This is a genomic window from Anabaena azotica SJ-1, from assembly GCF_047275885.1.
Lineage (GTDB): Bacteria > Cyanobacteriota > Cyanobacteriia > Cyanobacteriales > Nostocaceae > Trichormus_B > Trichormus_B azotica_A.
On the sequence record NZ_CP178454.1, the window covers coordinates 4,738,119 to 4,761,417 of the forward strand.

Sequence of the window (23,299 nt, forward strand, 5' to 3'; positions counted from 1 at the left end):
GAATAAATCTTACAAGAAGAATATTTGTTATTATATTTTCGATATTTTTACCAGTATTGAAGGAATATATTTAGCCAAGATTTTAGTGTCTTAGCGCGTCGTTTAGCTGTTTCTTCCGCAAGTGATGGACATACTTCTAACAAGAATTGAGTTGCACTTTCAGGTTGAATATCTGACAGATCATTTGCATTTTGCCAATTAAACCATGCTGATCCAACGTTTGATGATATAAATTGGTAAGCAAGAAATCTCTTTTTGGCTTCATTTTGTAACCGATGCAGTATATAACAACTAGCCGTTGGTTCTTGTCGTTCATTTGCCAAACCAAGAATTTCTACTGCTCTTAGATAGTAAAAGAACTGTCTTTCACTAATTCCATCTATGTCCAAAAACTTCTGTCTGACTATTGATGGAGATGATGGATATTGAATCAATAAAGATGCAAAATCTAGAATTCGGTCAAGGTTATCAGCTTGGGGAATGTCATGAGAGAAGACTCTAATATTTTGCCGAACAGATTCTTCAACTTTGGGAATATCTTCTGTAGAGATAGAGTTAACAAAATATAATTCTGGATTATTTGTAGAAACAGCTAAATTTACTTGCAGTTCATTTTCTTTAAGTTGTGCTACACAATCTTGCCAGCTATCAACTATAAATGCGTTAATTTCGTTTTCTACATATTCTGCTGAAGAAAGAGATTTGATTGCATTTGCAAGTAAATATGATTGATTGGTATTTAGATCAATATGGAGGATAATTGTCCATGAACCGGGGATTGCCTGTGCTGGCGTAAAAGTGGGAAGTGTGGTTATTTTCTTAAAAGTCTCATCTGCAACTGCTTGAAATAATCTTTCTAACTTATCAACTGCATGAGCAACAACTGACCAAGACTTGTTTTCTTGAGGATTATCAATACGCACTGCAACCGATAAACCATCATGACTAAAGACTGTCCCCAAAGCTGCAAGACATGAAGTAATTAGTCTATGTATATTGTCTTTGACTTGATAATAATTTGCGCCTTGCTCAGAATTTAAGATTTCAGGACTATATATTTTTTTGAGTAAATTACTAGCATCTGACCAAATACGTTGATCTGAGTATTGATTGTATTGCTTTTGCCCTGCTATTCTTAAAAATGTCTCTACTCCTTCAGTCCATTCATCTTTGATATCTAAATCATCTACTTTATCAAGAACTAACTGAATCAACGATTCAAACTGTTTAATTTGCTTTCTTGTCCGAGGAGCTTTTGCATAATTTTCTCCCCAAGTAGAGATAAAATCCACCGTTTGTTCAGAAATAAGAGGATTATCTTCATAAAGACTCTCCATCAAAAAGGAGTCTATTGCAGGACTTAATATTGCAAAAATAGGTAATTCCCAATTTTTAACACAAGAAATAAGACCAATAATACTAATCCTTAATGGACTATCAGAATTTATGTTATGCCTAGATAATATAGATGCGAGAAATAACCAAATTACATCATTGTTGATTTCTTCTATATTTGTTTTAAGAAGTTCACGTCCCAAAACGCCCAAACCTATTTCTACAACTTGCTGTGATCCTAGAACAAGCAAGGTCGCAAAATCTCTAACAGTTGCATCTACTTTTTTAAAATTAACAGATATTTTGGCAACTTCTTCTCTCGCTCCGTCGCTATCACCGGAGTCTAAAAATTGCTGTACTTTAGTGAGAGTAGTTGTCATTCTGCTTGTTGTGTAGGAATAAAAGTGATACCGCTGCGAATTTCAATGTCAACACGAGCATTGCCCACTGTACGCTTAGGATCTTGAAATGAGTGAGGTTGTGATTCAGGTCCGACACCACCTTGTTGACTAGCTTTCTTAACGAAACGTCTAGCTTTCGCAAAAGCCTGTTTTCGTTGTGCCTTTTCAGAGTTGCTACATTCTCCTTCAATTTTAGCAAGAAATGATAATCCCTCTTCATCAGTAACAGGTTTGTCTTCTGCCCAAGCACGCGTGTAGCCTCCTTTCTTCGTAATATCATCTCCTTGAGCTTGTACTGCTCCACGGTAAGGTGCTTGGGAACTGGACATATTAAAGCCTGAAATCTAGCTAATTTACTGTTCCAAATTTTACCACAAATATTATATAGGACAATTTTCTCATCTAATCTAAATCAGGTTCAAGACCTAAAGCACGCAATTGTGCAATTAATTTTTCTGTTTTTTGTCTTTCTTGATCTGCACGTTGTCTTTCTTGATCTGCACGTTGTTTTTCTGATTCTGCGGGAGTTAATACCCAATTTCCATTTTTATCATACCAACGCAACCAAGGCATATTTACATTTTTATAACTCCCTTCCCATACTCCTAAACCTAATTTTATGCTGGGTATCCAGAAGCGGGAATTCGTTAAAGTTGCTTCGGTATAGCGATCGCCTCTTAACTGAAACATTCTAAACTCAGATTGATGGGGAAAGTGGCGGATCTGTTTGATACATTTTTCACTATCCTCAAGCTATAATTTATATTTCTATTATGTCGCACTTTCACGAATTACCTTTTTACACTCTTCAACATCAACCCCTGTTTTCATCGCTTCCACTAAAACTTGATAACTCTCCCAATTTTCCTGAATCAAATTTTTAGCTTGAAGCAAATAAAAACGCTGTTTTTGTTCAAAAACTTTCTCTTCAAAACCCAAAGCTGTTAAAAATTGATTTAACTTGGCTTTATCATCACCACCACCCTCAGCAGATTTAAAAACCAGAGTTTCTGCTGCAATTCCTGCCATCCAAATATTACAATAGCGTTCTACCATGGAAACGCCAATCTTTCCCTTTTCCAATTGTTTGGCAATTTCGCTATCTTCTAAAATCACTCCACCTTGTCCTGGTTGTCCTATTTTCCAAGCTTCCCACGCGCTGAGAGTGTAGCCGGTGACAGGAATATCCAATAGATGAGCGACGAGAAAATGACCTGCTTCATGATGTATAATTCGTTCTTTATATTCTGGGGAAAATCGCGCTAACCAATCTAAAACTATTGTTCCTCCTTTTCCTTGAAAGCTGAAATTATCCAAGGTCGCGATACCCAAAAAACCCACCATAGTTAAAGCTGGGATAGTTGGGGACAGATGTATTAAGGGTCCCAACAAAGTAGAAAGCGTCATCAAGAATACGGAGATAGCAATGAGATTGATAGCAATTTGATTCATGGGTAGTTTTTTCCGCAATCTGCTGTAATAAATAATTTACTATATGAATAAGAAGAAAGCGATGAGAATAGCACTAAGAAAAAGAGCAAATACAATAGCATATTCAACTCTACGGCTAAAAAATCCCACAGCCGCAACTAAGGTAATCGCTAATCCGATAATGCCAACATACTGCTCTTTTTGTAAATTTCGGGCAATGAGTGGGTCTTGATTTTTACCAGGTATGGGAGTTTCTTGAATTGATTTTGGTGATGGTAATTCTTTTGCTAATAACTTCATAAAATTACTCCTAAAAATAGTTTTTTTGAAGTGCATATTATTCGGTCTTGTTCCAATACTTGTCGGTTAAGTTCAAAACATTAAATTAGGTAGGTTGGGTTAACGTTAGGAAACCCAACATTGACGGGTTTTTGTCGAGTTGCGCTTTCTTTAGACCCAACCTACGAAAAATCGTGATTAAGTTAAAACCAAATTATCTCTATGAATGACGGTTTCTGCACCTGCGTAACCCAAAATTCCCGCAATATCCCGTGAATGACAACCACAAATTTTTTGTAATTCTTCGCTGTTATAATTCACCAGACCTCTAGCAATTTCATTACCTGTGCGATCGCACAATTGTACCGCTTCTTGATTGTCAAATTCCCCTTCTACAGCCTTAATTCCCGCTGCTAACAAAGATTTTCCCGCTAGGGAAATAGCATTAATAGCCCCATCATCTAAATATAATTTACCCGTCGGTACTAAACCATAAGCTATCCAGCGTTTCCTGGCTGAAGTTGGTTCTGGTTGGGGTTCAAAATGCGTTCCTATAGCTTCCCCTTGGATAATTTTCTCAATATTGTGAGGAAAACGCCCTTGAGTAATTACAGTTCGCACACCCGCCGCGATCGCAATTCTAGCAGCCGAAATCTTTGTCACCATCCCCCCTGTACCCCACTGTGAACCCTGTCCCCCGGTTTGGATTTGTAATTCTGCCAATTCCTTCATATTACTAATTAAAGAAATAGGACGGGCATCTGGTACAGTACGAGGATCGGCTGAATACAATCTATCCACATCTGTCAGCAAAAATAACCAATCTGCTTCCACTAAACTAGCAACTAAAGCAGAAAGGGTATCGTTATCACCAAATTTTAATTCCTCAACCGCTACTGTATCATTTTCATTTACTACCGGAATTACTCCCAGTCCTAATAGTTCCTGAAAAGTATTGTAAGCATTAAGATAACGACTACGTTGTACTAAATCTGCTCTTGTTAATAATACTTGGGCTATTGGTTGTTCTAAAGTGCTAAATAAATCATCGTAAATACGCATGAGCCTACCTTGTCCAACGGCTGCTACTGCTTGTTTGAGAGCGATCGCTTTGGGGCGTTCTGTTAAACCCAAACGCGCACAACCTACACCCACAGCACCGGAAGAAACCAAAATCACGCGATGTCCCTGGAGTCTTAAATTGCACAGGGTTTCCGTTAAGCTGGCAATGGTAGAAAGGGCTAGTTGTCCAGTTTCTGGTTGAGTTAGGCTAGAAGTACCGATTTTAACAACAATTGTTTTAGTCATTAGTCATTAGCTATTTGTTATTCTCTTCTGTCACCTGTCACCTGTCACCTATCAACACCTAAAAAATTGTACAGCGCCAATCCCTCTATAGTGAAGGTTGACGCTGTACGGGTTTATATTTATCTGTTATTGTCTGAGGTCTTTATGTGCTTGACCTGATGTTATTAATACTTATCATCTAAGATTTCTGGCAAAAGTTGAGATTTCTTAAGTATTTCTTTAGATTTAGTTTTTTACTGATTTATAAATCTTTGTTAATTTTTGTGTGCTTGGGAGCGATAGAAGCGCCGAGAATTTCCGATACCCAAACTTCAAAGTTGCGGATAGGGTGAGAACGGAGGACAGCATCAGCATGAACAATAGGTTCGACTAAAATAGTAAACATTCCCAAGCGATTACCAGCTATAACATCAGTAAACAGGCGATCGCCTACCATACCCACTTGATGTACAGGTAAATTCATTTGTTCCAAAGCTGCTCTAATTTTGCGGCGTGAGGGTTTAGCCGCACCCAAGTAATAAGGCAAATTCAGAGAACGGGCAATACTACCAATTCGAGATTCACTCAGATTATTGCTGACCAGGCACAATACAGCACAGGCACGGATTTCTTCGACCCATTGTTTCATTTCTGGGGAAGCAGCACTGACAGTTATTGGTACTAAAGTGTCATCAACATCCAACACCAGCCCTTTCAGCCCATATTTTTGAATTGTATCTGGTGTCAGGTTCAACACTGAACCTTCTAAAATCAAGTCCGGCTGCAAGATATTGTTCCAAGTCATAATAAATTGAGATTTTGGATAGGAAATATCTGATTGAGAAAATTCCACTACTAATCAACCTAATTCACATACAGTGAAAAGTCAGATTAGTAATGGAAAAATTCAGAATTCAAACTTCACAATTAGGGTTTGCTGATAGCGTAGCGTGGCGTAAGCCATAAAAGTTATCTGTGTAGACAGGGAACTCTTAACAGGGAACAAGTTTCAATTTAGATTCTGTACCTCATTGATCTGCAATCTGCTGTAATTTTCAAACTCCGATTATTCAACTTGATTAAACAAATGTTCTTCTAACAGCGGTTGTACTTTGCGAAACTCTTCAGGAGAGAGCAGTTCCGGCTTACCTGATGTAGTGATCCGAGCAAAAAATAGCAATGGATCGAGAGGGGTATAAACTGCATACTCCTGCTCCTCATGATAAAAACTGGCCAGTAGTTGTAGTTGCTCTGGTTCTAACTCTGCTTCATCATCTTCAATTTCTAAGGTGAAAATTTCTGACTCTTCAACAGGTGGCAACTCACCTGCTACAGTTAAAGCATAGGCAGTATTTTTAAGAATCAGATTCTGCTCGGCGAGAACTGCTTGAGCGGTAGTAAAAACTCTATCAATCGTTTCATCATCTTCCACCAAGACAGCTTCTTCTTCCTCACCTTCATCTTGCCAAGCAAAGATTTCGATAGGCGAGTCTATAGGCAGAAGTAAAACATATTCTTGATCATCTACTGACAGGGAATGCTCAACATAACATTCGAGCGATCGCCCTTTTTCATCTGTCAAAGTGATAGAAGCAGCGTCAGCGCGATCATTTTCTTCAGAAAATTCAGAGGAATACATAGTCACATTATGTAAATTTATCAATATCCCTAACTATGGAATTTATTGAACTGTTTAATGGCAGTCAATGTCAACCCAAAATTTGGATATACAGTTGAGTAATAGTTTTCACAATACCATGTTAAAAGGTATCAATCATCGACAAATGCTACTGATCTATTGGAAGTGCTACGTCTAGCATCTAACCACTGTTGCAAAATTAAAGCTGCTGCCTTACGGTCAATCAGTCCCTTATGACGTGAAGGAGAGCGATTTTCGGCAATCAGCAGTTGTTCTGCTTGGTAAGAAGTTAATCGCTCATCCACATATTCTACAGGCAGTTTCAGAGCTTGAGCCAACCTATGGGTAAATTTTTGGACATGACGGGCTTGAAAACCTAAAGAGCCATCCATTGTATAAGGTAAACCAACAACCAGAACTTGCACCCGGCGATCGTTCACGATTTGTTGGATTTGCTCCACATCCTCTTTAAAGGATTTACGCTCAATAGTTGTCAGACCTGTGGCAATTAAACCAGTACCATCGCACCCAGCCAGACCAATACGTTTGCTACCAACATCTACTCCCAAGGCTGATATAAAGGACTTTAACTCCTGCTGAGGGATCACACTAATTGTTCTCCTCTTTGGCATCAGCTTCTTCACAATGATGTTGATTGCCAAAAGCGACAATTTCTGATTTACTTGGCACCGGTCGGTCTGACTTGGGCTGCTGTTGTTTAGGAATCCATGACATTCCACCAGGAATGGGTTTGCGTGCTGGTTGTAATCCTTGCAGCACTTCCGGCCATTGAATCCCTTCCAAGGACACCAATTTTGATTCCCGGATTTTATGCCAAACAGAGCGCGACATAATCAGGGTATGTTCAATACGCTTGGCCCCAATTCTTTCTAAATACTCTTCACGCTCCGGCTGATAATCAGAGGAAGCTAGTTGTAAACCCTGTTGGGGAAAATCTTGAGCTATGCGAGCCAGTTGAGACAACAATTCTGGATACAACCAAGTATAGGCAGGGTGAACCGTCAGAGTTGCTACATGAGGATTTTCGCCTTTACGGTCAAGTTGCACCTGAAAATAGCCAATAGCTGCTTTACGCTGGGGTTCAAACACATAGCCGCTAACAACTTCAGTTTTAGTCAGCCACTGTTTCACAGCATCAGAAAGAACACCAAATAAACTGGTTTTGAAATCATGGGTGTGGCGGTCAAACACCTGACGTACCAAAGGCGGCATTGATGCTGTATCTAGTTGATATAGCAATGGCGCATCCGCATTACTGACTGGTAAAAGGTTGGGTAAATCTGGTTCGGCTTGTGCTAATTCTACCAGTAAATCTGGAGTAATTTCCCAGTATGTCATTTCTGCCAACCGCTGAAATCCATTTTGCCGATAAAGTGCTAGAGCATCTTTGTCATTGACATTAACTTCTAGCAGCCAAGTACGAGCTTCTAAAATTGATTCAAAACAATGGCGGAGCAATTGTGAGCCTATACCTTGCTTATCAGCAGCCCGGTCTAACATGACCCTATCAATTCGCCAAGTGCTGCGAGTGCGGTTAAACGGCGATACTTGAATCATCCCCAATAATATCCGCCCTTGCTCTGCTACATAACCACAGAAGCGATATTGTAACGGGTTAGGAAACCAACTTAAAAATTTGAGTAACCCAAACCAATGACGCAGCCATTGCATCGTAAAGAAGCTTCCCTGCACAGAGACGGCTGCAAATGAATCTTGAGTTAGACGTTCAATGCCGTCCAGATCCCGGTATTGGACTGGGCGAATTACGAGGCTGAGATTTCGAGGAAGTAGTGAATTCATTTTGATTCAAGCCGCCATTTAGCCTTTACTAATTGCCAAGGGTGAGATACTGCTGCAATAATAATCTTAACGGCTTTCTGCTCTTAAGCCATTGCTCCAAAAGAGTGATTTTCTTGACATACTCTTTGCCCTAAAAGTGCAGAGATTCTGGGCTCAAACAACAGTTGCAGGTATAGCCCGTCTTACACTATCTCGCCCGACAGACAATGCCCTGCCTGTTTGCACAATTGTATCAGAAAGCCGTCCTTCTAGGACGGGGAACCTCAAACCCATTTTTTTGGTAAAAAATACCGAAAAAAAACTATAAAAGGCAGATATATTTGTGATTACATTGCTACACTAATCACAAATATATCTGCTTATATTATATAATAATTCAGGTGAACTACTCCGACGTAAGACGGAAGGAGCTTCCCAATTCATCGGCAATAGCTTCTAGAAATCCATAGTTATAGAAAGTCTAACATTCCCTCCCAGGGCAGGAGTCCTGATTCCCAAGACCCAAATCTTTCTCTGGCGACACTTACCTATCAGCTTGGTTTTCGCTTACGGCATTGGTGGTCAAGATACTCAATATCTTACCAAAACATCCTGGGGATTCTTCTTACAGGAAAGAGTTTGTGTTTGCTTAGTAAGCTGCTGTGCATTTAATTTGTATAAGTCTGGCGGGCAAGATGCCCACCCCACAAGATTTAACTATTTTAGGATTATCCAATTTAGGTGCGTAACAGCTTAATAAATTAATTCCAGATGCAATCCTCATCCCCTGCTCACAATCCCCACCTGATTAGTACATTGAAGGTGGGGACTTCCGCAAATTGTTAAAATTCTGTATAGTACCTGTTGTTTCTACAAGGCTTGTCGAGAAACCAGCTTTTCAAAGTTGGCTTGGGTTTGATGAAGTAACTGGTGGCGACTATCTTCTTGTATCTGTTTTAGTGTTGGAACCAAGTTGCGAGCTTGGAGTGTCATGTGCAATTGTAGATGTGCCACGTATTCACTGATATCTTGGTTTTCTACAACTACGCCCGTTAATACATTTGATTCCATTGTCACTGAGTTCTCCTTACTAAATTTTGTATGGTTGTAAAACATGATTACAAGCTATCATGTTTATTCTACTTGGCTTCTTAATTCGCAATGAACTGTAACGATTTTGATAGCTAGATTGATCTAAGTAGGTAGGGGTATATTTTAGTTTAAGATTGTCTTAGTAACTGCGATCGCTTCTTCTCCGTGTACATAAGCATTTTGCAAATCATCCGCTCTGAGTGTTTTTGCGGACTATATAGCACTTGTTAATACTCGGATAGATACCCGACTTATTTTATTTATTATCTCCATAAATGATAAATTGATCTCAAAAGTCGGGGATCTGATCACTTCACCTAAATTCTTACAATCTGACCTGAATTACCCAGGATGAATTGAATTACCACTTCTCTACCCAATAAACAATTTCTGATGCTGTACTATCAATCGCTACTCCATAGCTATGACCATGATTCCATTTAAACCCAGATTTACCTTCATCCTGTGCTTTTAATACCAATATTTGATAAGTCTTGGGAAAAGCTTCATCACCCGAACCACTCGTATAAAAAAATGTTGTTGGTACACCATGAGGTTGGTTACTATGGTCGTTAGTATCACCTCCTTGATATTTATACAATGCACTTTTACTATACTGTGAAAGTAATTTTTCAATCTTTTCTGGAGGCTGTTGAAAACGGAGTTGAAAAAAACTACTTCCTTGCCTCAAACCTGGTGAGTAAGCTAGATGCACAGCTTTGGCATTAGCAGGAATTGATCCAGGAAAATGCTTGATTAAGTTAAGATCAGACCACTTGTAATTACGAATTTCTGGATAGCGTAATGTATCAGTAACTATCTGTGCTGTCCCTGTTCGGCTAGAAGTTTTTGTGAAGAGAAAACTGCCAGTAAGTACGCTAACACTACAAATAGAAAATAAACCTATACCAGTAATTTTCACAAGAAGAGATTGCTGCATTTAGTTGAATGAATCTAGCTTGTAGATTAATATTTCAACTAATAAAACAACTATCATGATAATTTTGAATCTAGCCTTAGAGATATTAAATCAGTTACCAGTTATTCATGATTTAATTACAGAAATTCTCTTGGGTTTTTATGTATCACTTTCAGGAATTTATGGCTAATATCACGCAAATTAGAGCCGAAGCAGCCTATACTGTACGCTTGAAAAACCGTACATATCTGTCCTCTTTCCCTTTTTTCCTCGTTAAAAATCTCTATGTTGGTGTAGCATCTGATAAAAAGTAATTATGGCTACGCAAGATATTATGAATGAATCAAACCAGATTGCTATATTATTTGATAATAATGTATATTAATTAACTTGATTTTTTGGTATTTTCACTAGAGAATGAATTACTTATTAGTAACAATTAAGTAATTGTACAGCGAATTCAAATAAAGTTTGATAGTATCGGCTCAAACTAAACAGAAATAGAAGAAATTGCCACTAGTTTTGGCAAATGACGCTGATTATAATATAATAAGTGCAGTATATAAAAGCATTGGAACAGAAAATTTCTCTAATTAGTTGATCTAATGAATGATATATCTTATTAAAAGAAAGATAAAACCCATTTTCTGGAGTCTTGGCTCCTTCACTAATAACTGGAATATAGCCAAAAAAATTAGTTTTGGTTACACTATCGTACTGAGTATAGTTGCTACAGGAACAATAGGTGGTTTACTGATTGCCAACTATTATGAAGAAACAGCCCAAAAGCAATTATTTATATCTTATCAGCAACAATTACTTGTAAAAGATTTAAAAAATTCTATAGCCACGGTAAGGATGTATCCACAAAGATTGGTTAATGTAGTAGAAAATTATTTTTTATTAGATTTTGAAAAAAATAGATTTACAACCGAAATTAATCAGGTAAATACACAGTTATCTCAGTTAGAAACTTTTATTACAGAAAATCCTAATGCTTTAGCGGTAAATAATCAAGATTTCATTAACTTAGTACAAAAATATAAAAATAATACAGAGTTATATACAGAAACTATCAGAACTTTTTGGCGTTCTATAGAAGTCAATAACTTGCAATATCAAACAAATAATTCTACTCAGCCAATTCTACTAATTTTGCTCAATGAACAAGAATATCTAAAGCTCAATATCCAATTTGAGGAACTTGCAAATGAGCTAAATATAATTATCAAAAATGCTGACCGACAAAGATATGAGGCAAATATTAGCTTTGATAAAGCTAAAAATCTGCGAATAAAAATTATTGCTAGTAGTATCTTGATTTCGTCTTTAATAGCAGTTGTGCTGGCATTTATGACTACTAAGTTAATTACCCGTCCTCTACAAGCAGTTACTAATACTGCTAGAAAAATCACCCAAGAATCAAATTTTAGAATCAGAGCTAATGTTAAAACTAATGATGAAGTAGGGACATTAGCAACATCTTTAAATCAATTAGTTGAATGGGTTGGAGATTATACCCAGCAACTAGAATTTGCTCGTAAAAATTTAGAACAAAGGGTAGAAGAAAGAACTCAAGAACTGCGACAAGCACAACGAAGTTTAGAACAAAGGGTGAAAGAAAGAACTCAAGAACTGCAACAAGCACTACAAGATTTAAAAAATACTCAAGCGCAATTAATTCAAACGGAAAAAATGTCTTCCTTGGGAGAGATGGTAGCAGGAATAGCCCATGAGATTAATAATCCGGTGAATTTTATTTATGGTAATATTCCCTGTACTGAAAATTATTTAAAAGATTTAATTGCTTTATTACATTTGTATCAAGAACAGTACCCTGCTAAAAATTTAATAATTGAGGAAAAAATTGCAGCCATGGATTTAGAATTTATGACTGAAGATTTGGCTAAGATGTTGTCATCTATGATGGTGGGCGCTCAACGTATTCGGGAAATTGTATTGTCATTGCGTAATTTTTCCCGATTAGATGAAGCCGAAATGAAGGATGTAGATATTCATGAGGGTATTGATAATACTTTATTAATTTTAAATCATCGCTTGAATCAAGAAATTAAAGTTATTAAAAAATATAATAATTTACCTTTGATTGATTGTTATCCGGCACAACTTAATCAGGTATTTATGAATATAATTAGTAATTCCATAGATGCGTTGATAGAATTTCCAAAACAAGATAATAAACACATAGTGATAGAGACATCACAAGTTAATGATCAATATATCAAAATCAAAATTAAAGATAATGGTTCAGGAATTGAACCGGAAATTATTAATAAACTATTTGATCCTTTTTTCACGACTAAGCCTGTAGGTAAAGGTACTGGTTTAGGGTTGAGTATTTGTTATCAAATAGTTGAGAAACATGAGGGTAAAATAGAGGTAGATTCGGAAGTTAGGCAGGGAACAGAATTTACAATTAAGCTACCCATAAAACAGCAAGGAGTTAGCAGTCAGCAGTCAGTAGTGTAGGGGGTGAAAGGGTGGTGACAGATAAAAAGCCTATTTTTGCCATGTTTAATAATCCCCGGACCATTGAGTCTAGGAGAATTCAAAAAATACCAAGGTATTTAGAAAGAACCAACTATTATTCCTGCTAAAATCAAGAATCCAATCCAGACATTTTGACGAAACATTTGACCATAAGCAGGGTTGGGTAGTTCTGGATTTCTTAAGCGTAGAAATTGCCATACCCAGCCACAAGCGGAAATGATTAAGCTAATCCAAAAAAATCCATTAAGATTAACTAAAAGACCTTCTCCAGCGAGGAGGATGATTGTTCCAGCGAAGAAAATACCAATGGCGGTAGGAGCGTTTTCACCAAAGAAGAGGGCGCTAGAATTAACACCAATGCGTTGATCATCTTGGCGATCGCTCATGGCATAAATTGTATCAAATCCCAATGTCCAGAGAACAGTTGCACCCCACAGTAACCAAGTAGGTGCGGAAATGTTTTGTGTGACTGCACTCCAGCTAATCAACACCGCAAAACCCCAAGCAATGGAAAGCACCAATTGAGGTACAGGAAATACCCGTTTTGCCCCTGGATAAAGTACAATTACAGGAACTGCTGCCACAGATAACCAAAAGCTCAATGGGTTAAGATAGAAAGCGAGAACTGCTGCACAGGCTAAGGCAACTATACCAACCACAATACCAACTTTTAGGGAAAGAGCGCGGGAAGCCAGAGGGCGATTGCTGGTTCTCTCTACTTGCGGATCTATGTCTCGATCCCATAAATCATTAACTACACAACCTGCGGCACTAGTGGCCAGAGTACCTAATATAATTACTCCTACTAGGGGTAAAGGTGGTTTACCAGCAGCTGCCAAAAATACAGCCCATAGTGCAGGAATCATCAAAATTAACCTGCCTTCTGGTTTATGCCAGCGTAAGAGCCGGATAATTGCAAGCCATAATGGTTCTTGGTTGCTGTCTGGTGTTTTGAACATATTTAAGGAATTCACATATCTTTACATCTATAGAATATCGTTATTTGATAACTGTACATACAGGGAGCATCCAAATTTTGGAAAAATACATAGGGTGATGCAAAACTCTTTTTCACCATCTTTCGTTTGCATCCTGGGTTTGTAATTTGCTGATCCTTACACATCAAGTAAGGTTACAGTTTTGGATAAAAATTCATTGCTTAAATTGTGAGTAATGTTACCAAAAATTAACCTGACAACTCTATAGGTTGTAAGTAACAAGTATTGAGTGTCAATAAAACTGACACACTAATACAGCAGGAGTCAGGAGTCAGAAGTCAGGAGTCAGGAGTAAAAATCTCTTGCTGTCTAGGTTTGAATTTAGATTCTGTACTTCATTGATCTGCAATTTCCTGTAATTGTTCACTTGCTTCTCCCCTTCTGCCTCCTTGTACCATTCATTGTTAAGAGAGAGAAACCTAAATGCTGAATGCAGTTTCAGGTAACTGGGGGAGTACACCTACTCAACCAGTTAAGCAAAACCCAATTATTGCGTCCATTGATATCGGTACTAATTCCTTACATATCGTTATAGTAAGAATTGAACCGACGCTACCAGCTTTTACGATGATCGCCAGAGACAAAGAAACGGTAAGATTAGGCGATCGCCACTTGGAAACCGGAGAACTCAAACCAGAAGTGATCAGAAAAGCGATCGCTTGTTTGGGACGTTTCCAAAAACTTGCTAAAAGCCTAGAAGCAGAAAGTATTATTGCCGTGGCAACCAGCGCCGTCCGCGAAGCCCCTAATGGTCAGGATTTTTTACAGAAAATAGAAAGCGAAATAGGCCTGAGTGTAGACTTGATTTCCGGTCAAGAAGAAGCCCGACGCATCTATTTAGGTGTGTTATCGGGTATGGAATTTAATCACGAACCACACATCATTATTGATATTGGTGGTGGTTCGACAGAATTAATTTTAGGTGACTCTCAAGAACCCCGCAGCCTTACCAGCACGAAAGTAGGTGCAGTGCGACTAACTGGAGAGTTAATTAACACCGACCCAATTAGCAATTCCGAGTTTCAATACTTGCAAGCTTATGCAAAAGGGATGTTAGAACGTTCTGTAGAAGATGTACTTTCTAAACTCAAACCTGGTGAATCTCCCAAATTGGTAGGAACATCAGGCACCATTGAAACCTTAGCAACTATTCATGCTAAAGAAAAAATGGGTGTTGTTCCTTCTACTCTCAACGGTTATCAATTTAGTCTTCAAGACTTGCGGACTTGGGTAACTCGCTTACGACGGATGAGCAATGTAGAAAGGGCTGCCATTTCCGGAATGCCAGAAAAGCGGTCAGAAGTAATACTAGCTGGGGCAGTGATATTACAGGAAGCCATGACCTTGTTAGATGTGGATTCTGTTACACTTTGTGAACGGTCTCTGCGAGAAGGTGTAATTGTCGATTGGATGCTGACACATGGTTTTATTGACAATAAACTACGCTATCAAAGTTCGATTAGAGAACGTAATGTGCTAAAAATTGCCAAAAAATACCATATTAACTTAGAACAGAGCGATGCTTGTGGCGAGCATAGCGATCGCATAGCTAAATTTGCATTGAGTTTATTTGATCAAACCCAAGGTCAACTACATAATTGGGGTCAACAAGAAAGACAATTGCTTTGGGCATCTGCCATTTTACACAATTGTGGTCACTACATCAGCCATTCTTCACACCACAAGCATTCATACTATTTGATTAGAAATGGTGAATTACTTGGTTATAACGAAACTGAAATAGAAATCATCGCTAATTTAGCCCGTTATCACCGCAAATCACCACCTAAGAAAAAACACGATAACTACCGTAATTTATTGCATAAAGAACATCGGCTCATAGTTTCTCAACTGAGTGCAATTTTAAGATTAGCAGTAGCTTTAGATAGAAGACAAATTGGTGCTATTTCTCGTGTGGAGTGTGAGTATATTCCACAAAAACAGGAGTTTAAAATGTTGTTATTTCCCCGTATTTTAGGTGATGATTGCGCTTTAGAACTGTGGAGCTTAGATTATAAAAAAGGAGTGTTTGAAGAAGAATTTGGTCTAAAATTAGAAGCAAATTTAGTTAATACTTGCAGCGTGAATTTTTCTTAACTTTAAAGGTGCGTTAGAATTAGTTAGCGCACCTACACCATTTTTATAGTAGGGAACAGGGAACAGGGAACAGAGTTGAAAATCTTTTATAGCAATAATGGATACAAATTGAATTTTTCAAAATATATTCTTCATTACAACTTTAAAAAGGATTTAGTAAGAAAATGGGTTGAGAAGAGAATATTATTTGGACTCGGAGACGAATCATGGTAGCGATCTCAGAGAAAGTTGAGCCTCGGTTAACTATACAAACTGTAGAAATTGCTCCTAATACCACGGCGATTCGCTCTCTTGATTGGGATCGGGATCGTTTTGATATTGAATTTGGACTGCAAAACGGCACAACCTATAATTCATATTTAATTAGAGGTGAACAAACAGTTTTGATTGATACTTCTCACCAGAAGTTTCGTCAATTGTATTTAGATACACTCAAAAGTTTGGTTAACCCCAAAACCATTGATTATATAATTGTCAGTCATACAGAACCAGATCATAGTGGTTTGGTAGAAGATGTATTACAGTTGGCACCGAGAGCGACGGTTTTAGCTTCCAAAGTAGCACTGCAATTTTTGGAAGGTTTGGTACATGATCCTTTTTCTAAGCGAATTGTTAAAAGTGGCGATCGCATTAATATTGGGAAAGGACATGAAATAGAATTCGTCAGTGCGCCAAATTTACACTGGCCTGATACCATTTTCAGCTTTGACCGCAAAACCCAAATCCTTTACACTTGTGATGCGTTTGGAATGCATTTTTGTGATAGTCGCACCTTTGACGAAGATTTAGAAGCCATTGAAGCCGACTTCCGATTTTATTATGATTGCTTAATGGGTCCAAATGCTCGTTCTCTGTTGAATGCAATGAAGAGAATGGGTGATTTAGGCAAAATTAACATTATTGCCAACGGACACGGACCATTATTACACCATCACTTAGATATTCTCACAGAGTGTTACCACAGTTGGAGCCAAAGACAAGCCACAGCAGAAACAACTGTTGGTTTATTCTATGTTTCAGAATACGGTTATAGCGATCGCTTGGCTATGGCAATTTCTGAAGGTATCCAAAAAGCAGGTGTGGGAGTAGAAGTAATTGATCTTAACACCGCAGAACCTCAAGAAATTCAAGAACTAGCCGGTAGAGCATCAGGTCTTGTGATTGGAATGCCTCCAACTACTTCCAATACTGCTCAATCTGGTATCAGTTCATTGCTATCAGTCGCCAAAAATAAGCAAGTAGTGGGACTATTTGAATGTTACGGTGGCGATGATGAACCCATTGATACTTTACGACGTAAGTTCATTGATTTAGGCATTAAAGAAGCATTCCCAGCCATTCGCATTAAAGAAGTTCCTGGTGTCTTTACGTACCAAATTTGTGGAGAAGCCGGTACAGACTTGGGACAATTGGTGATGCGGGAACGCAACATCAAACAAATCAAATCCCTCGACGTGAACATGGAAAAAGCGTTGGGTCGGATTAGCAGTGGCTTATATATTGTTACCACCAAAAAAGGTGATATTAGTGGTGCAATGATCGCTTCCTGGGTAACACAAGCTAGTTTACAGCCATTAGGATTCACAATAGCTGTAGCTAAAGACCGGGCTATTGATAGCTTACTGCAAATAGGCGATCGCTTTGTTCTCAATGTTCTGGAAGAAGGCAATTATCAAGACCTGAAAAAGCACTTCCTCAAGCGTTTACATCCCGGTGCAGATAGATTTACCGGAGTAAAAACCCAAACCGCTAACAACGGTTCACCAATTTTGACAGATGCACTTGCATACATGGAATGTGAAGTTGTCACCAGCATGGAATGTAGTGACCACTGGATTTTATACTGCACAGTTGAAAATGGACGAGTTTCCAAACCTGACGCAGTTACAGCAGTACGTCATCGCAAAGTAGGGAATTACTACTAAGAGGAGTTCAGGAGTATGGCTAACGCCACGCTTCGCTATCAGGAGTTCAGGAGTTCAGGAGTTTAAGAATTCAGGATTTCAAGAATTCAGAATTTCAAGAATTCAGGAGTTTAAGAATTCAGGAGTAAGCCATACTCCTGCTTTCAAGTCTTATATTGATTCTGAACTCCTGTAACTCCTGAACTCCTTCTTTTTTATTTTGACTTGCAATGCACAGATATTTTACAGCGATTCTTTCATAATTGCTATGGAACTTCCTGATTCTTTTTCCAACGCTTTTGCATCGGCTAAAAATTGGTTTTCTCAAGTTTTTTCTCCACAACAAACATCTAAAAAATCTATGAGCGATTCCAAACCACGCGACGTACAAGTTCTTCCTATTGCTACAAATACAAAGGTTCTCAGAGCGAGAAGTTGGTCACGTCTCCGGTTTGAAATTGAATATGCACTAGAAAGAGGTACTACCTCTAATTGCTATTTAATAGAAGCCGATAAAACTGCATTGATTGATCCTCCGGGAGAAAGCTTCACCACTATTTATCTAGAAGCTTTGCAGAATACGGTCAATTTCCGCAAGTTGGATTATGTGATTTTGGGTCATTTTAGTCCCAACCGTGTACCAACTTTAAAAGCACTTTTAGAACTTGCACCACAAATTACTTTTGTTTGTTCTCTAATTGGTGCGAATAATTTGCGAGCTTCTTTCCCAGACCAAGATATCAAAGTTTTGGTCATGCGTGGCAAGGAAACATTAGATTTGGGTAAGGGTCATGTTTTAAAATTCTTACCTACTCCTAGTCCCCGTTGGCCAGAAGCACTTTGTACCTACGACCAGCAAACCCAAATTCTCTACACAGATAAATTATTTGGAGTGCATATTTGTGGAGATGAAGTCTTTGACGACAACGTGGAAAACTTCAAGGAAGACCAGCGTTATTACTTTAATTGCTTGATGGCTCCCCATGCAACTCACGTTGAAGCTGCTTTGGAGAAAATCTCCGATTTGCAAGTGAGAATGTATGCTGTTGGTCATGGGCCTTTGGTACGCACTGGCTTAATTGAACTAACCAAAGCTTATGGAGAATGGAGTCATTCCCAAAAGAATCGAGAAATATCTGTAGCGTTGCTTTACGCTTCAGCTTATGGCAATACTGCAACTTTAGCACAGGCGATCGCCTTGGGGCTAACTAAAGGAGGAGTCGCTGTTCATTCTATTAACTGCGAATTCGCACCCCCTGACGAAATTCGTCATACCGTAGAACAAGCAGATGCTTTAATTATTGGTACTCCAACTATTGGAGGTCATGCACCTACACCTATTCACACAGCTTTAGGTATTGTCTTAGCCACTGGTGACAATAGTAAACTGGCTGGAGTATTTGGTTCCTATGGTTGGAGTGGAGAAGCTTTAGATTTAGTTGAATGTAAACTGCGAGATGCTGGATATCGGTTTGGCTTCGACACTTTGAAAGTCAAGTTTAAACCTGATGAACTGACTCTGAAAATGTGTGAAGAAATGGGTACAGATTTTGCACAGGGGTTGAAAAAGGCTAGGAAAATTCGTGTACCGCAACAAGCTTCTACCCCTACAGAACAAGCAGTAGGAAGAATTATTGGTTCTGTCTGTGTGGTCAGTGCTAAACAAGGTGAAGTTTCTACAGGAATGTTAGGTGCTTGGGTTTCTCAAGCTACTTTTAACCCACCAGGAATTACCGTGGCGATCGCTAAAGACCGAGCAGTAGAATCCCTCATGTATCCTGGTGGCAAATTTGTCCTGAATATTCTCCCAGAAGGAGTTCATGTAGACTACATGAAGCATTTCCGCAAGAATTTTACCCCCGGAGAAGACCGGTTTGCTAACTTCCAGACTGTAGACGCAGACAACGGTTGTACAGTTCTCACCGACGCTTCAGCATATTTAGAATGTTCCGTTAACCAACGTCTCGAATGTGGAGATCATTGGGTAGTCTATGCAACCGTAGATAACGGTAAATTACTCAAACCCGATGCCATAACAGCTATTAACCACCGCAAGACAGGGACACATTATTAGCATAAGTATGGCTATCGTCACGCCACACTAAGTTTAGCTGTAAGCATTCAGCAGTCAGTAATCAGTAAGTGGCTACGCTAACAGCTATTATCTGGAATTTATCGACAAGCAAGTTAGGGATTCAAGTCTCAATTTATAGGTTCAGAACCGCTTCACTACTGAAAGCGGTTTTTTTTGCATTCACTCAAGATAGGAATCCGGTTTAAAGTGGGTAGTCTAAAGACAGCAAATATTCAGGAGTCTATTTCTGGAAAAAGAATATCCTCTCTTGTAGTTATTCAGCAGTAGTTGTCAAAACAATCAAACTTTAAACATACTCTGTAGCTGTTTATATACCGAAAAAAATCGTAAAAAATAGCACCTGTGCTATCAAAATCCTGGTAAAAAATACTTAACAAGTCTGATTTGATATCCGTTTTTAACTAACCAATTAAAATTATGACTCTACAACAATTTCACAACATTATAGATTACTTTGTTGAGGAATCACAAGAATATCTGAACACCATCTACAACGGTTTCTTGAATCTGCAAAATACAATTGATGATAGATACGAATTAGAAGCAATGTTCCGTGCTACCTTTTGCCTCAAAGGTGGATCAGCCATGCTAGGATTTACCAGTTTGCAGAAAATTGTCACTCGTTTAGATGATTGTTTACAATTACTGCGTTATCCAATTATCGCCGATGAACCTCTACAATTATTATTTTTAGATATTTATCATGCACTCAAAAAATTAATCTTTGCCATTAAATCAAACGAGAGTTTAACAGCAGAAAAAGTAGGTGATATTACTTTAAACATTGATTCTATCTTTGCCGTTCTTAATTCTCATCTAATTTTCTTGATTAATAAATCAAACTACAAAACTAAAATTTACAACACAGATTCCTGTTTAACTTGGGGCTATGATATCCCCTTAAAACTAATTTTACTAGATACTAAAACTTTTTTATGTAGAACTTTTGCCGATTATTTTGAAGGCTTACCCAATGTAGAAATAGTTAATGGCACTTTTGAAGATTTGCCTTTCTTCGATTGTGTAGTTACCGCTGCTAGTAGTTTATCTTCTGCTAACCACAAAGTTGATGCAGAAGTTCTTCAATTTTTTGGAGAAGATGTAGAAAAATTATTACAAAAACGTATTCAAGAAGAGTATTTAGGAGAGCAACCCATAGGTTCATCTTTAATTGTAGAAACAAATCACTCTTTACATCCTTTTATCGCTCATACTCCCACTCTCAGAATGCCCATATCTATGGCAGGTAAAGAGCATGTGTATCAAGGTATGTGGTCAACTCTGTTGGCAATTCGTCAACATAATAAATTCTACTGTAACTGTTTACAAAAACAAATTAATATAGTTGCCGTTCCTGGGTTGGGAACAAGTATGGGTTGTGTACCTATTGATGAAGTAGCTAGACAAATGTCTATGGCATATCAAAACTTTCTTTTCAGCCTTCCCTCCTACCAAAGTTCTTACCAGCGACAAATGCAAGATTTATGCGCTCTTTTTTAAAGGATGCAAAAGTTAAATTATTTTAACTTCCGCAATTTCCACAAAGACAATTAAAAAATATTAGTTTAATCTTGTATATAAAAGGTATTTAGTAGTTGAAATTAATTATTTAATAAAATCACAACTACTCCTGAATCAATTTTATAATATTTTGTTCCTCCTATGGCTTCTCAAAACACAAAAATTAAATTCCCCCTTTGGCATTATTTAAACCAACCCTTATTTAATGCTAATACTAAATTGATATGGAATCCTCAACGCTTTGCCTTACTTTGGCGAATCCAACTTTTAGAACGGTGTCTGGTTAAACATTGCGATGCTAAAGGACATCACCAGTCTTAGGTGACAGGTGACAGGTGACAGGTGATAGGTGATAGGTGACAGGTGACAGGTGACAGGTGACAGGTGACAGGTGATAGGTGATAGGTGACAGGTGACAGGTGATGGGGAGGATGGGGGAAATATTTTCTTCTTATCCTCCTGAATCACGACTCCTGCCTCCTGCCTCCTGCCTCCTGCCTCCTGCCTCCTGCCTCCTGACTCCTGAACTCCTGACTCCTGATTACCCCTCGTCTATAGAACGGGGCTTTTTGCCATCTAGTAAAGCACTGACAGTCATATCTCCCATGACATTTATTGCCGTGCGACAACGATCTAAAAACCAGTCTACTGTCACCAATAAAGCTATATACTGTGTTGGTAAACCTACGGACGTAAAAACCAGGGTCATCGTTACTAGTCCAGCGTTAGGAATGCCGGCTGCACCCACTGAGGCAAAAATGGATGTGAGAACGACAACTAATTGCTGTCCTAAACTCAAATGTTGCCCGATGACTTGGGAAATATATAATGCAGACATGGCTTCATAAAGGGCTGTGCCATCATTGTTGAAATTTGCACCGACTAATGCCCCTAAAGAAGCGGAAGATTCTCTTAAACCAATTTTTGTTTGTAAAACTTCAAAAGTAATGGGCATTGCCACTGTTGAAGAAGAAGTGGAGAAGGCTGTTAAATAGGCATCAGCACCACCAACTAAGAATTTCACCGGGTTTACCCAAGAACCAAATTTGACTCTGGTGAGGTAATAACAAGCTTGTAAAAATAGAGCCACCAACACTGCTAAGATGAAAGCCGCTAAAGATTGAAATGGTGCAAAACCTCTTTCGGCAATGATTTTGGCGACTATACCAAATACTGCTATGGGTACTAAGGCAATTACCCAGTTGAGGATACGGATAACTGCTTCAAATAATATGGCAATTACATCTTCAATTGGTTGGTATGCTGTCTTGCCAGCATTGATTTGTTCTGATTTTAATGCTCGTAAAACTATACCAAAGCTGAGAGCGATCACGATAAGTTGGATGACATTATTATCAACCAGGGGTTTGAGGATGGCTTCTGGTACGGCATCTTTAAATAATCCCCAAGGGTCGAAACTTTGAGGAGTCATTTCTGTGCTACCTGGGGCTACTAAAGTTCCCCAAGTACCTGGACGTAAAATGTTGGCTACTAAGAGTCCCACCACAATAGCTACTGTGGTGTTAGTTAAAAGCAGCACCGCTAACCGTCTGCCCGCTGTACCGGGAATATTGGTAGTCATGAAGGTGTGCAGCACCGCTACTAGAATTAAAGGTGTAGCTAAGGCGCGGAGTGCTTTTAACACTAATTCAGCGGGAATTGCTAAGTTAGTAATTAAGGTGGCATTGCTGGGGCTAGGATTTCCTGCACCTAACGCCATACCTAAGACGATTGCCAGGACTAGGGCAATAATAATTTGTAAGGTGAGAGGAATACGCTTTAACCAGGTAATAGCCTTAATTTTGCTCATGGTGGATACTATTGTATATTTGTCTCTACTAGAACATCAGTTATCAGTCGAAAAGTTTCGCATTTTTAGAGGTCATTTTGGAGAAAAACTGTTAAGCTGTTACTGCATATAGGAGTGAACAGGGGAAAAGTCTTTTGGGATCTGAAGTTTTATGATCACTGTCTGTTCTCATCTAACTGA

Annotated in this window: 20 protein-coding genes and 1 pseudogene; 7 read left to right on the forward strand and 14 right to left on the reverse strand. The window is 38.5% G+C overall.

Annotation, left to right across the window (positions count from 1 at the left end):
• Window positions 1-47: 47 nt before the first annotated feature.
• From ACLLO5_RS20550 to ACLLO5_RS20605, 12 genes and pseudogenes are all read right to left on the reverse strand, one after another.
• Window positions 48-1,715 (reverse strand): hypothetical protein, encoded by a 1,668-nt coding sequence (locus ACLLO5_RS20550; RefSeq protein WP_413172348.1) that lies wholly within the window; start codon window positions 1,713-1,715, stop codon window positions 48-50.
• Complete coding sequence (locus ACLLO5_RS20555) at window positions 1,712-2,065, reverse strand: hypothetical protein (protein ID WP_413172349.1); 354 nt, start codon at window positions 2,063-2,065, stop codon at window positions 1,712-1,714. Before ACLLO5_RS20555 ends, ACLLO5_RS20550 begins: the two co-directional genes overlap by 4 nt.
• 73 nt (window positions 2,066-2,138) lie before the next feature.
• Window positions 2,139-2,444 (reverse strand): annotated as a pseudogene (locus tag ACLLO5_RS20560) (hypothetical protein); the annotation flags it as partial.
• Between the two features lie 63 nt (window positions 2,445-2,507).
• Complete coding sequence (locus ACLLO5_RS20565) at window positions 2,508-3,188, reverse strand: ATP-dependent Zn protease (protein ID WP_413172350.1); 681 nt, start codon at window positions 3,186-3,188, stop codon at window positions 2,508-2,510.
• Window positions 3,189-3,227: 39 nt separating this feature from the next.
• Window positions 3,228-3,467, reverse strand: a complete 240-nt coding sequence (locus ACLLO5_RS20570) for a hypothetical protein (protein WP_413172351.1) — start codon at window positions 3,465-3,467, stop codon at window positions 3,228-3,230.
• Between the two features lie 177 nt (window positions 3,468-3,644).
• Complete coding sequence (gene proB / locus ACLLO5_RS20575; protein WP_413172352.1) at window positions 3,645-4,754, reverse strand: glutamate 5-kinase; 1,110 nt, start codon at window positions 4,752-4,754, stop codon at window positions 3,645-3,647.
• A 241-nt stretch (window positions 4,755-4,995) separates the two neighbouring features.
• Complete coding sequence (locus ACLLO5_RS20580) at window positions 4,996-5,538, reverse strand: YqeG family HAD IIIA-type phosphatase (RefSeq protein WP_413172353.1); 543 nt, start codon at window positions 5,536-5,538, stop codon at window positions 4,996-4,998.
• Window positions 5,539-5,799: 261 nt separating this feature from the next.
• On the reverse strand, window positions 5,800-6,372 hold the full coding sequence (locus tag ACLLO5_RS20585; RefSeq protein WP_413172354.1) for a DUF3727 domain-containing protein: 573 nt from the start codon (window positions 6,370-6,372) through the stop codon (window positions 5,800-5,802).
• 131 nt (window positions 6,373-6,503) lie between these two features.
• Window positions 6,504-7,004 carry a Holliday junction resolvase RuvX gene (ruvX, locus tag ACLLO5_RS20590; protein WP_413172355.1) on the reverse strand — a complete coding sequence of 167 codons (501 nt, stop codon included), beginning with the start codon at window positions 7,002-7,004 and terminating at the stop codon, window positions 6,504-6,506.
• Window positions 6,982-8,193, reverse strand: a complete 1,212-nt coding sequence (locus ACLLO5_RS20595) for an N-acetyltransferase family protein (protein ID WP_413172356.1) — start codon at window positions 8,191-8,193, stop codon at window positions 6,982-6,984. The genes ruvX and ACLLO5_RS20595 overlap by 23 nt, the downstream gene beginning before the upstream one ends.
• Before the next feature lie 849 nt (window positions 8,194-9,042).
• Window positions 9,043-9,243 carry a hypothetical protein gene (locus ACLLO5_RS20600; protein ID WP_413172358.1) on the reverse strand — a complete coding sequence of 67 codons (201 nt, stop codon included), beginning with the start codon at window positions 9,241-9,243 and terminating at the stop codon, window positions 9,043-9,045.
• Between the two features lie 382 nt (window positions 9,244-9,625).
• Window positions 9,626-10,204, reverse strand: coding sequence for a hypothetical protein (locus ACLLO5_RS20605; protein WP_413172359.1), 579 nt, complete (start codon window positions 10,202-10,204; stop codon window positions 9,626-9,628).
• Window positions 10,205-10,365: 161 nt separating this feature from the next.
• Here ACLLO5_RS20605 and ACLLO5_RS20610 point away from each other — a divergent pair, with 161 nt between their 5' ends.
• The gene (locus ACLLO5_RS20610) at window positions 10,366-10,497 is read left to right on the forward strand and encodes a hypothetical protein (RefSeq protein WP_413172360.1); all 132 of its coding nucleotides are present in this window, start codon (window positions 10,366-10,368) and stop codon (window positions 10,495-10,497) included.
• Between the two features lie 295 nt (window positions 10,498-10,792).
• Window positions 10,793-12,673, forward strand: a complete 1,881-nt coding sequence (locus ACLLO5_RS20615; protein WP_413172361.1) for an ATP-binding protein — start codon at window positions 10,793-10,795, stop codon at window positions 12,671-12,673.
• Window positions 12,674-12,771: 98 nt separating this feature from the next.
• Here the strand turns inward: ACLLO5_RS20615 and ACLLO5_RS20620 are convergent, their stop codons facing one another.
• Window positions 12,772-13,653, reverse strand: a complete 882-nt coding sequence (locus ACLLO5_RS20620) for a 4-hydroxybenzoate solanesyltransferase (protein WP_413172362.1) — start codon at window positions 13,651-13,653, stop codon at window positions 12,772-12,774.
• Between the two features lie 462 nt (window positions 13,654-14,115).
• Between ACLLO5_RS20620 and ACLLO5_RS20625 the strand changes: the two genes are divergently transcribed.
• From ACLLO5_RS20625 to ACLLO5_RS20645, 5 genes are all read left to right on the forward strand, one after another.
• Complete coding sequence (locus tag ACLLO5_RS20625; RefSeq protein ID WP_413172363.1) at window positions 14,116-15,789, forward strand: Ppx/GppA phosphatase family protein; 1,674 nt, start codon at window positions 14,116-14,118, stop codon at window positions 15,787-15,789.
• Between the two features lie 206 nt (window positions 15,790-15,995).
• The gene (locus ACLLO5_RS20630; RefSeq protein ID WP_413172364.1) at window positions 15,996-17,714 is read left to right on the forward strand and encodes a diflavin flavoprotein; all 1,719 of its coding nucleotides are present in this window, start codon (window positions 15,996-15,998) and stop codon (window positions 17,712-17,714) included.
• 340 nt (window positions 17,715-18,054) lie between these two features.
• On the forward strand, window positions 18,055-19,767 hold the full coding sequence (locus ACLLO5_RS20635) for a diflavin flavoprotein (protein ID WP_413176146.1): 1,713 nt from the start codon (window positions 18,055-18,057) through the stop codon (window positions 19,765-19,767).
• Window positions 19,768-20,205: 438 nt separating this feature from the next.
• A complete protein-coding gene (locus tag ACLLO5_RS20640) occupies window positions 20,206-21,288 on the forward strand; it encodes an Hpt domain-containing protein (RefSeq protein ID WP_413172365.1) in 1,083 nt (360 codons plus the stop codon).
• Window positions 21,289-21,450: 162 nt separating this feature from the next.
• A complete protein-coding gene (locus tag ACLLO5_RS20645) occupies window positions 21,451-21,630 on the forward strand; it encodes a hypothetical protein (RefSeq protein WP_413172366.1) in 180 nt (59 codons plus the stop codon).
• Window positions 21,631-21,850: 220 nt separating this feature from the next.
• On the opposite strand, the gene ACLLO5_RS20650 is transcribed toward ACLLO5_RS20645, so the two are convergent.
• On the reverse strand, window positions 21,851-23,119 hold the full coding sequence (locus ACLLO5_RS20650) for a dicarboxylate/amino acid:cation symporter (protein ID WP_413172367.1): 1,269 nt from the start codon (window positions 23,117-23,119) through the stop codon (window positions 21,851-21,853).
• Window positions 23,120-23,299 lie beyond the last annotated feature (180 nt).

Excerpts from the sequence above, each read along its gene's own strand:
- ACLLO5_RS20550 (WP_413172348.1), bottom strand. The coding sequence starts at position 1,715 with ATGACAACTACTCTCACTAAAGTACAGCAATTTTTAGACTCCGGTGAT.
- ACLLO5_RS20555 (WP_413172349.1), bottom strand. The coding sequence starts at position 2,065 with ATGTCCAGTTCCCAAGCACCTTACCGTGGAGCAGTACAAGCTCAAGGA.
- ACLLO5_RS20565 (WP_413172350.1), bottom strand. The coding sequence starts at position 3,188 with ATGAATCAAATTGCTATCAATCTCATTGCTATCTCCGTATTCTTGATG.
- ACLLO5_RS20570 (WP_413172351.1), bottom strand. The coding sequence starts at position 3,467 with ATGAAGTTATTAGCAAAAGAATTACCATCACCAAAATCAATTCAAGAA.
- proB (WP_413172352.1), bottom strand. The coding sequence starts at position 4,754 with ATGACTAAAACAATTGTTGTTAAAATCGGTACTTCTAGCCTAACTCAA.
- ACLLO5_RS20580 (WP_413172353.1), bottom strand. The coding sequence starts at position 5,538 with ATGACTTGGAACAATATCTTGCAGCCGGACTTGATTTTAGAAGGTTCA.
- ACLLO5_RS20585 (WP_413172354.1), bottom strand. The coding sequence starts at position 6,372 with ATGTATTCCTCTGAATTTTCTGAAGAAAATGATCGCGCTGACGCTGCT.
- ruvX (WP_413172355.1), bottom strand. The coding sequence starts at position 7,004 with ATGCCAAAGAGGAGAACAATTAGTGTGATCCCTCAGCAGGAGTTAAAG.
- ACLLO5_RS20595 (WP_413172356.1), bottom strand. The coding sequence starts at position 8,193 with ATGAATTCACTACTTCCTCGAAATCTCAGCCTCGTAATTCGCCCAGTC.
- ACLLO5_RS20600 (WP_413172358.1), bottom strand. The coding sequence starts at position 9,243 with ATGGAATCAAATGTATTAACGGGCGTAGTTGTAGAAAACCAAGATATC.
- ACLLO5_RS20605 (WP_413172359.1), bottom strand. The coding sequence starts at position 10,204 with ATGCAGCAATCTCTTCTTGTGAAAATTACTGGTATAGGTTTATTTTCT.
- ACLLO5_RS20610 (WP_413172360.1), top strand. The coding sequence starts at position 10,366 with ATGGCTAATATCACGCAAATTAGAGCCGAAGCAGCCTATACTGTACGC.
- ACLLO5_RS20615 (WP_413172361.1), top strand. The coding sequence starts at position 10,793 with ATGATATATCTTATTAAAAGAAAGATAAAACCCATTTTCTGGAGTCTT.
- ACLLO5_RS20620 (WP_413172362.1), bottom strand. The coding sequence starts at position 13,653 with ATGTTCAAAACACCAGACAGCAACCAAGAACCATTATGGCTTGCAATT.
- ACLLO5_RS20625 (WP_413172363.1), top strand. The coding sequence starts at position 14,116 with ATGCTGAATGCAGTTTCAGGTAACTGGGGGAGTACACCTACTCAACCA.
- ACLLO5_RS20630 (WP_413172364.1), top strand. The coding sequence starts at position 15,996 with ATGGTAGCGATCTCAGAGAAAGTTGAGCCTCGGTTAACTATACAAACT.
- ACLLO5_RS20635 (WP_413176146.1), top strand. The coding sequence starts at position 18,055 with ATGAGCGATTCCAAACCACGCGACGTACAAGTTCTTCCTATTGCTACA.
- ACLLO5_RS20640 (WP_413172365.1), top strand. The coding sequence starts at position 20,206 with ATGACTCTACAACAATTTCACAACATTATAGATTACTTTGTTGAGGAA.
- ACLLO5_RS20645 (WP_413172366.1), top strand. The coding sequence starts at position 21,451 with ATGGCTTCTCAAAACACAAAAATTAAATTCCCCCTTTGGCATTATTTA.
- ACLLO5_RS20650 (WP_413172367.1), bottom strand. The coding sequence starts at position 23,119 with ATGAGCAAAATTAAGGCTATTACCTGGTTAAAGCGTATTCCTCTCACC.